9 protein-coding genes and 1 pseudogene are annotated in these 6,757 nt (G+C 60.6%); 8 read left to right on the top strand and 2 right to left on the bottom strand.

Annotated features, from left to right (window positions below):
- Nucleotides 1-260 (top strand): hypothetical protein (locus I9P22_RS24725; RefSeq protein WP_233253551.1); only part of this gene is annotated, 260 nt, incomplete at its 5' end.
- Here the strand turns inward: I9P22_RS24725 and I9P22_RS22875 are convergent.
- Nucleotides 236-946, bottom strand: coding sequence for an IS6-like element ISPpa9 family transposase (locus I9P22_RS22875; protein ID WP_199262413.1), 711 nt, complete (start codon nucleotides 944-946; stop codon nucleotides 236-238). The two genes, I9P22_RS24725 and I9P22_RS22875, sit on opposite strands and share 25 nt — an antisense overlap.
- A gap of 810 nt (nucleotides 947-1,756) precedes the next feature.
- On the opposite strand from I9P22_RS22875, the gene I9P22_RS22885 reads away from it, so the two are divergent.
- Nucleotides 1,757-2,095, top strand: a complete 339-nt coding sequence (locus I9P22_RS22885) for a helix-turn-helix domain-containing protein (RefSeq protein WP_199262407.1) — start codon at nucleotides 1,757-1,759, stop codon at nucleotides 2,093-2,095.
- A gap of 3 nt (nucleotides 2,096-2,098) precedes the next feature.
- A complete protein-coding gene (locus tag I9P22_RS22890; protein WP_199262409.1) occupies nucleotides 2,099-3,355 on the top strand; it encodes a type II toxin-antitoxin system HipA family toxin in 1,257 nt (418 codons plus the stop codon).
- A gap of 72 nt (nucleotides 3,356-3,427) precedes the next feature.
- Here the strand turns inward: I9P22_RS22890 and I9P22_RS22895 are convergent, their stop codons facing one another.
- On the bottom strand, nucleotides 3,428-3,706 hold the full coding sequence (locus I9P22_RS22895) for a hypothetical protein (protein WP_233253552.1): 279 nt from the start codon (nucleotides 3,704-3,706) through the stop codon (nucleotides 3,428-3,430).
- Between the two features lie 184 nt (nucleotides 3,707-3,890).
- Between I9P22_RS22895 and I9P22_RS22900 the strand changes: the two genes are divergently transcribed.
- The 5 genes and pseudogenes from I9P22_RS22900 to I9P22_RS22920 all read left to right on the top strand — a co-directional run.
- Complete coding sequence (locus I9P22_RS22900; protein WP_199262411.1) at nucleotides 3,891-4,217, top strand: hypothetical protein; 327 nt, start codon at nucleotides 3,891-3,893, stop codon at nucleotides 4,215-4,217.
- Nucleotides 4,174-4,857: a lytic transglycosylase domain-containing protein gene (locus tag I9P22_RS22905; RefSeq protein WP_199262417.1), complete on the top strand. Its 684-nt coding sequence runs from the start codon at nucleotides 4,174-4,176 to the stop codon at nucleotides 4,855-4,857. Before I9P22_RS22900 ends, I9P22_RS22905 begins: the two co-directional genes overlap by 44 nt.
- Nucleotides 4,854-5,144, top strand: a complete 291-nt coding sequence (locus tag I9P22_RS22910; protein WP_054540759.1) for a TrbC/VirB2 family protein — start codon at nucleotides 4,854-4,856, stop codon at nucleotides 5,142-5,144. Before I9P22_RS22905 ends, I9P22_RS22910 begins: the two co-directional genes overlap by 4 nt.
- Nucleotides 5,145-5,165: 21 nt before the next feature.
- Nucleotides 5,166-5,444 carry a type IV secretion system protein VirB3 gene (locus I9P22_RS22915; RefSeq protein WP_009574151.1) on the top strand — a complete coding sequence of 93 codons (279 nt, stop codon included), beginning with the start codon at nucleotides 5,166-5,168 and terminating at the stop codon, nucleotides 5,442-5,444.
- Nucleotides 5,434-6,663: pseudogene (locus tag I9P22_RS22920) on the top strand (VirB4 family type IV secretion/conjugal transfer ATPase); the annotation flags it as partial. The gene I9P22_RS22915 and the pseudogene I9P22_RS22920, both read left to right, overlap by 11 nt.
- Nucleotides 6,664-6,757 lie beyond the last annotated feature (94 nt).

Raw genomic sequence — 6,757 nt, forward strand, 5'->3', positions numbered from 1 at the left:
GCCCTCACCTGCGCAGCTTCTGGAAGGAAAAATATATAGGCGACCGACAGGGAAATCGCGAGGGCCAAGAAGCTTTGCGACAGAACCTCGTTCCCGGCGTCTACATCCCGCTTGGGATGCCGACGATGGGCGGGCCTTTGGTCACGGCGGGCGGTCTGACATTCTTCCACGGCTCGCTCGACGGCATTGCCAAGTTGGGTGATTGTGGGCGCAAAGGGGGGCGAAGCGTGAGCACTTATGCGTTCATCTCGAGCGCATAGTCGTTCCACAGGCTGAAGGCGTCAGCCCGTGCGTGGCGGTATGAAGATGCGGTGAGACGATAGCGGCGGGGACGGAAGAGGGTGTTGATCTGGTCATGGGCGGCGAGGAATCTCTGCGCCTGTCGTTGGGACTTGAAGCGTCCCATGATCTTCTCTCGCCGTCGCGTTGGTCTGTGTGAGCCCTCGACCAGGTTGTTCAGCCCCTTGTGTGCCCTGTGGTCGGCGTCGGGAGCCAGGTTCCGGATTGGCTTGAAGTAGCTGCGCAGCTTGTCGGTGATCATCACACGCGGCTGGCCGAATTGCGCGATGAGCCTTGCCAGAAAGCGCCTCGCGGCTCTGGCGTTCCGGCGGGTTTGCACGAGGATGTCGAGCGTGTGGCCATTGGCGTCAACCGCCCGCCAGAGCCAGTGTTTCCTGCCGCGTATCGGGATGACGACCTCGTCCAGATGCCACTTGTCCGACGGCCCCGGCCTATCGCGCCGGATGCAGGCGGCAAACTGCGCGCCAAAGCGGTTAACCCAAAGCCTGATGCTCTCGCGGCTGACGATCACGCCGCGCTCTGCCAGAAGGTCCTCGACGTCAGCCCCGCTCAGGGCGAAGCGGTGATATGCCCAGACGGCGTAGGCAATGATCTCACGGGGAAAGCGAAACCCCTTCAGGCGCGGCATGGATGATGGCGTTTTCATCCGAGATCCTGTAGCAGGCGCTTCACGACACAACAACTTGGCAATGCCGCCACATCCATTCGGGATGCTCAGGCCGGATGCGGCTGGCACCTGGCCCACGGTGGATCTTGTCCATCGGTAGTCGCCCTGCACGCCGTAGGACCCCAATCGCGTCGAGTCGCTGCGATTGCAGTCGCCATCTCGGTTTTCGTGCTGGCGGTACTGGATGTGATACACGCGAATGCTTCGAACGAAGTCAAATGCGTCGCCCGAGATGTCGATGTCGGCGCCATCCGTGGTTTGAACCTTGATCACCTGTCCGTCGTCTGGGAAGGACTGCCGGGGCAGGGTGGCTTGGAATGCGGCGTCGAACAGGCGCTCGGCCGGTCCGGGGCTTTCCACAGGAGAGAACGACACCCCCATAGGGCAGCGCCATATCTGGAGCGGCGGCTCAATGGGCCAGGGGGTGATCCGGCGTATGAATTCGGCTCGAGCATGGGCACAAGGTGCCGATGCTGGCCAGCCACCAGCAAGACAGAGCAGGATGGCGCAATCCACTTGGTAGGCACTTGCAGTCAATGTCGCGGCCATCGCCAGCCGCACGATATGGCGTCTCATGTATCGACTCCCCACAAAACTATTCGCGCGAATACAATACAACACGTTTGACAGCAATCGTATTTCTTTGATCGGGATATCCGGCTCGAAGGCCCAGGATCTATGGTTTGGATGCGGCAATTGCTCGGAGAAGCCGGTCAGAGAGAACCAATCACTTGCCTTATGTCTTCTTATGTACACATAAAGGCCTTAATAAGACCGAGGATAGAAGCATTGCCTGCGTCATACCTTCCGCCCCCCGCAGCCAAGCGGGCGATCCGCAAGCTCGGATCCGATATCCGTGACGCACGTTTGCGCCGCGGCTTGCCGGCGTCTATTGTCGCCGAACGGGCGGGTATTGCGCGCTCAACCTACCACAAGATCGAAAAAGGCGATGCTGGCGTGTCCATCGGCATCTATGCGGCTGTGTTGCAAGCATTGAACCTGATGGATGGATTTGCAGATCTCGCTGATGCCAGGAACGATCCCCAAGGTGCACATGCAGCTCTTGAGCGCTTGCCGAAACGCGCGGTTCTTGCGCGCAAGAAGCCTGGCTCCAAGGAGAGCAGCTAGGCCATGGCAGATCGGGTCGTCGAAATCGACATCGAGCTCGATGGTGCGTTGGTGCCTGTCGGGACCATGCGTTGTGTGCCATCCCGGGCGCGCGAAACCGTCGTTTTCGAGTACTCGGACGATTGGCTGAACCGGCCAGAGCGGTTTGCTATTGATCAGGGCGTGCCGCTCTCGCCCGGGCCGTTTGTACCATCAGGCAACGGAGAGATGTTTCCAGCCCTTGGCGACAGTGCCCCAGACAACTGGGGCCGTGCCTTGATGCGGCGTCGGGAACGGCGCCGCGCTGCGCGGGAGGAACGTCCGGTTCGAACCTTGTTCGAGACCGATTATCTTATGGGTGTCTCCGATGTCAGCCGCATCGGAGCCTTGCGGCTGCGATGGCGTGGCGATGCCGACTATGCTGCACCCATCCAAGATGGCGTTCCGGGGTATATCGCGCTCCAGCGTCTTCTCGACGCAGTCGGGCGTTTCGAAGCTGGCGAGGAACTAGACGAGGACCTCGATCTCATTTTTGCGCCCGGGGCATCGCTTGGCGGTGCACGCCCAAAATGCTCAGTCTATGATGTGCAGGGCAAACTCTCGATCGCCAAGTTTCCCAAGGCTGACGACGATTACAGCAAGGAACGCTGGGAGGAAGTCGCCGCGCGATTGGCAGATCGGGCCGGCCTGACCATGGCTGACCACTCTCTGGCAAACATCGGTGACCAGCCGGTCTACCTGAGCGCCCGGTTTGACCGACGCGCAGCAGGCGAACGCATCCCGTATATGTCAGCCATGACCATGACCCAGAACCGGGATGGCGTATCTGGCAGCTATCTCGAGATCGTAGACGCTATCACAAGGACTGGCAGCCAGGCTGCAAAGGATCGCGAAGAACTCTATCGCCGCCTTGTCTTCACTGTTCTGGTGTCGAATACGGACGACCATATGCGCAATCACGGGTTTCTATGGGATGGGCCAGCTGGATGGCGGCTGTCGCCGGCGTTCGACATCAACCCGACGTCCCAGCTGGAAAAACCGCGTATCCTGCAGACACGGATCGATTTCGACGACGGGACCTGTGACATTGACCTGGTGTTGGCCGTGGCACCTGAATTCGGCCTCCGCACCCAACATGCCCGGGAAATCGTCTCTGAAGTGGCGAGAGCGACAGCGACGTGGCGCGAAGTTGCGCATCAGGTCGGGGCTCCGGCACGCGAGCTCGACTATCTGGAAAGTGCTTTCGAGCACGACGATCTGGAGAAGGCTTTGGCGCTTTAATGTCTGCCTATGCGGACATTAAAGTTATATAGTGTCTGCTTTCAAAGTCTCCAATATGGAGACGATGAAGAGTCATTCCAATATCTCGACCAGCCTTCCATAGTCCCGGCTAACCTCCTGTGCCTCGTGAAACGCGCGTTGGCGCTCGGCGTCCAAGCAGCGGAAGTATTCTTGTATGTCGGCGATGTAGCCCTCGAAATCAGAACGGAGCAGATCGGCATATTCTCGAATGTCTTCGGACCGCTCAGGCAAGAAGGGCCGTTCCGGCGCGGTACATGCATTGGTGATCTGGCCAATCGACGCGAGAGGCACAACAAGACCAAGCAAACCGTATCGAAATGCACAAAACATGCGCAGGGCAAAACTCCTTTGCCACTTCAAATTTATGGTTTCGTGCGGTAGCTACCTATTGCAGCCAAAGACGGTTCGTCAACTCAAATAAATCGTCTTGCAGTCAATTATGTTGTCTTGTATCGCCCGTGTGGAAATGTCTCCGCGGGCCGATACTCATGATGAGGAGGGCCCAGGGGAGGTCATGATAGAAGAAGCACCGAATGTGGTTACAGAAGACGGACTGCGCGGCTTGCTCGCCGAGGGCTACCTCATTGAGGTGGTCTGCAAGGAGAGAGCAGAGAAGCGCCATAACAGCTGGTACGGCTCGTGGGTCATCCGCGCCGTCTCCACTGATGGGCGTGACGATAAGATGCTCGTCACCAGCCGAAGCGTCCTCAAGCTCCGCGACTTCAAAACCATCGTTGGCCTTGTCAGTTTCCTGGCCGACATGGGCTGTACGACCGCTAGCATCCCACTTGAAGAAGGTGGCCGCGAGCGCCACGCCGCGCCTCCGGTCAAAGGCAGCTGACCGCGCGACTGCGCTCGTCGTGGCTTTGGGTACAGGCGTTTGTTCCGCGCCCCCGGCCCTGGCCGACGGTTTCATCTTTTCGGTTGGCCCAGACGGCCAATTGATTTCCTCTTCTCAAGAGGCAAACGGGCGCCTTTTTCTCTTCGCAGAACCTCGCGTTCCTGACGCAACGAGCGAGACAGCGATCCCGGCTCGATCTGCCGCCCGCGCCACTCCAGAAATCCTCCATGCGATCGAGAGCACGGCTCTACGGTATGCCGGGCATGGTGCGCTGCGTCGCGCGGGGCTTTCCGTCACTGACTGGGCGCTCCTTTACCGAGCCAACATTGAAGTCGAGAGCGCATACAATCCGGCTGCACGTAGCCCTGTCGGTGCTATAGGCCTCGGGCAGCTTATGCCGGATACTGCCCGCGACCTCGGCGTCGACCCACATGACATTGCGCAGAACCTCGACGGATCAGCTCGCTACCTGCTGATGATGCTCGACCAGTTCGGCGAGGGCTCTCTGGCCCTTGCGGCATACAACGCTGGCCCTGAGGCGGTCACACGCCACGGCGGCATCCCCCCTTTTCGAGAAACCCAAGGGCATGTGGCCCGTGTGACTGCCGTGTTTGAGCGGCTCAGAGGAGATCTTTCATGACATCGAGACCTTCGATCGTCGCGCTCGGCGCGATGGCCCTTATCGTGCTGGCGGGTCCAGCGCTTGCACAGAGCATCGACCTCTCGCCGGTGCAGACCCTGCTTCAAGGAATTGTCGATGCGATCACCGGTCCCTTGGGAATCGTGATCGGAACGCTTGCGCTGATCGGGGTGTTCCTTTCCTGGCTCTTTGGCATCCTCGACTTCCGTCAGGCGCTCTGGGTCGTGGTTGCAATCGCGGGCATCGCCGCAGCACCCACCATCGTCGCCGCCATCTGGACCACCTGAGCAATCCCGGAGTTCTTGGCCATGGCTGACCAGTCCCGCGTGTTCATCGGTCTTCTCAGGCCACCCAAGCTGATGGGCTTGCCGATCATGTACGCCATGGTCTGGCTCTTCGGCTCGACGCTTCTGTTCCTCTGGGTGCAGAGCTGGGTGGTCGCTGTGTTCGCGGGGCTGGCCTGGCCGGCGCTCTGGAAGGCCGCAGACTGGGATCCGAACTTCCTCGATGTCCTGGTGATCACCCTGCAGGAAACCCCGCCCACGACGAACCGCAAGCTGCACGGAGGCGACAGCTATGCCCCGTGATGGAATTGCCGATGAGGTTGAGAACGCCATCGATCCGCTGACCGCGCTACCCGCATGGGTCAAAGGCGAGAAGCGGCTCTCAATGATGCTGCCTTATGTGAGCCTCGTGAACGACCGAACGATCCGGACACGCGGCAACGAACTGATGCAGTGCATCCGCCTCGAAGGGGTGAACAGCACCACGAGTGAGGACGGGCATCTCGACCGGATCGGAGGGTTGCTGGCTGGCATCGTCGCGCAGGTGGGGACGGAGTTCTCCTTCTACCTGCACAAGGTGTCGAAAGCGGTCGATGTGACCCTGCCGCCCGTTCCGGGCGAAGGGTTTGCGGCTGCCGTCGACGAACGATGGCACGCGCATCTCGGTCGCGCGGGTTTGCGCGACAAGACGCTGACTCTGACCGTGCTGAAGCGCCCCGAGGCGAGCAGCCGTCTGCCCTTCGGTCTGGGGGTGTCTCGCTCGCGACATGCGGCCGACACCACCCGCCGCATGCGCAAGCTCGACGAGGTTGTGGGGTTTCTGCTGTCGTCCTTCGATGAGCTGAAGCCCCGCCTGCTGGCCGCAAGCACCGGCGAGCTTCTGGGCTTCCTCGGTTCACTCAACACGGGCGAGGAGCACCCGCTCTTCCCCCGGTCGCGCCTCGGTGTGATCGCCGAGGACCTAGCCAATACGCGCGTCACCTTCCGCGGCACGACCATCGCGCTCTCGGACGGTGCCGTCGGCGACAAGCTCGGGGCGATCTTTGCGGTGAAGAACTACCCCGCCAAGACCGATAGCCTGATGCTCGACGAGTTGAATCTGCCCGTCGACATGGTGGTCACGCACTCTTTTGTGCCGATCAACGCCAACATCATGGCGGGCCGGATCAAGCGGCAGCTGCGGTTAATGCAGGCCGCCAATGACGGAGCCGTCAGTCTCGCCCAGGAACTGGAACTCGCGCAGGACGATCTGGAATCCAAACGCCTGATCTTCGGCGAGCACCACATGACCGTAGCTGTCTATGCGCGATCCCAGGCCGCCCTCGACGACATCGCGGCCGAAATCCGCAACATCTCCGCCACTTCCGGGATCAACCTAATCTCGGAGGCCTTCGGGGCGCGGGCGCATTTCATGGCGCAGCATCCCGGGAACACAGGGGCGCGCAGCCGCAAGGCCGCAATCACGAACCACAACTTCGCCGATCTCGCTACCTTCCACCGCACCCCGCTCGGAAAGACAGGGCGGGAAGGGTTCTGTCGCAAATGACACGGTAGGCTGGAATCGGCGTTCTACTGGACAGACTTATGCCGCGAGTTCCGCGAAGGTCTGAAACGGC

It is taken from the genome of Paracoccus binzhouensis, from assembly GCF_016446475.1.
Lineage (GTDB): Bacteria > Pseudomonadota > Alphaproteobacteria > Rhodobacterales > Rhodobacteraceae > Paracoccus > Paracoccus binzhouensis.

Excerpts from the sequence above, each read along its gene's own strand:
- I9P22_RS22915 (WP_009574151.1), top strand. The coding sequence starts at position 5,166 with ATGGCTGACCAGTCCCGCGTGTTCATCGGTCTTCTCAGGCCACCCAAG.
- I9P22_RS22900 (WP_199262411.1), top strand. The coding sequence starts at position 3,891 with ATGATAGAAGAAGCACCGAATGTGGTTACAGAAGACGGACTGCGCGGC.
- I9P22_RS22875 (WP_199262413.1), bottom strand. The coding sequence starts at position 946 with ATGAAAACGCCATCATCCATGCCGCGCCTGAAGGGGTTTCGCTTTCCC.
- I9P22_RS22890 (WP_199262409.1), top strand. The coding sequence starts at position 2,099 with ATGGCAGATCGGGTCGTCGAAATCGACATCGAGCTCGATGGTGCGTTG.
- I9P22_RS22910 (WP_054540759.1), top strand. The coding sequence starts at position 4,854 with ATGACATCGAGACCTTCGATCGTCGCGCTCGGCGCGATGGCCCTTATC.
- I9P22_RS22895 (WP_233253552.1), bottom strand. The coding sequence starts at position 3,706 with ATGTTTTGTGCATTTCGATACGGTTTGCTTGGTCTTGTTGTGCCTCTC.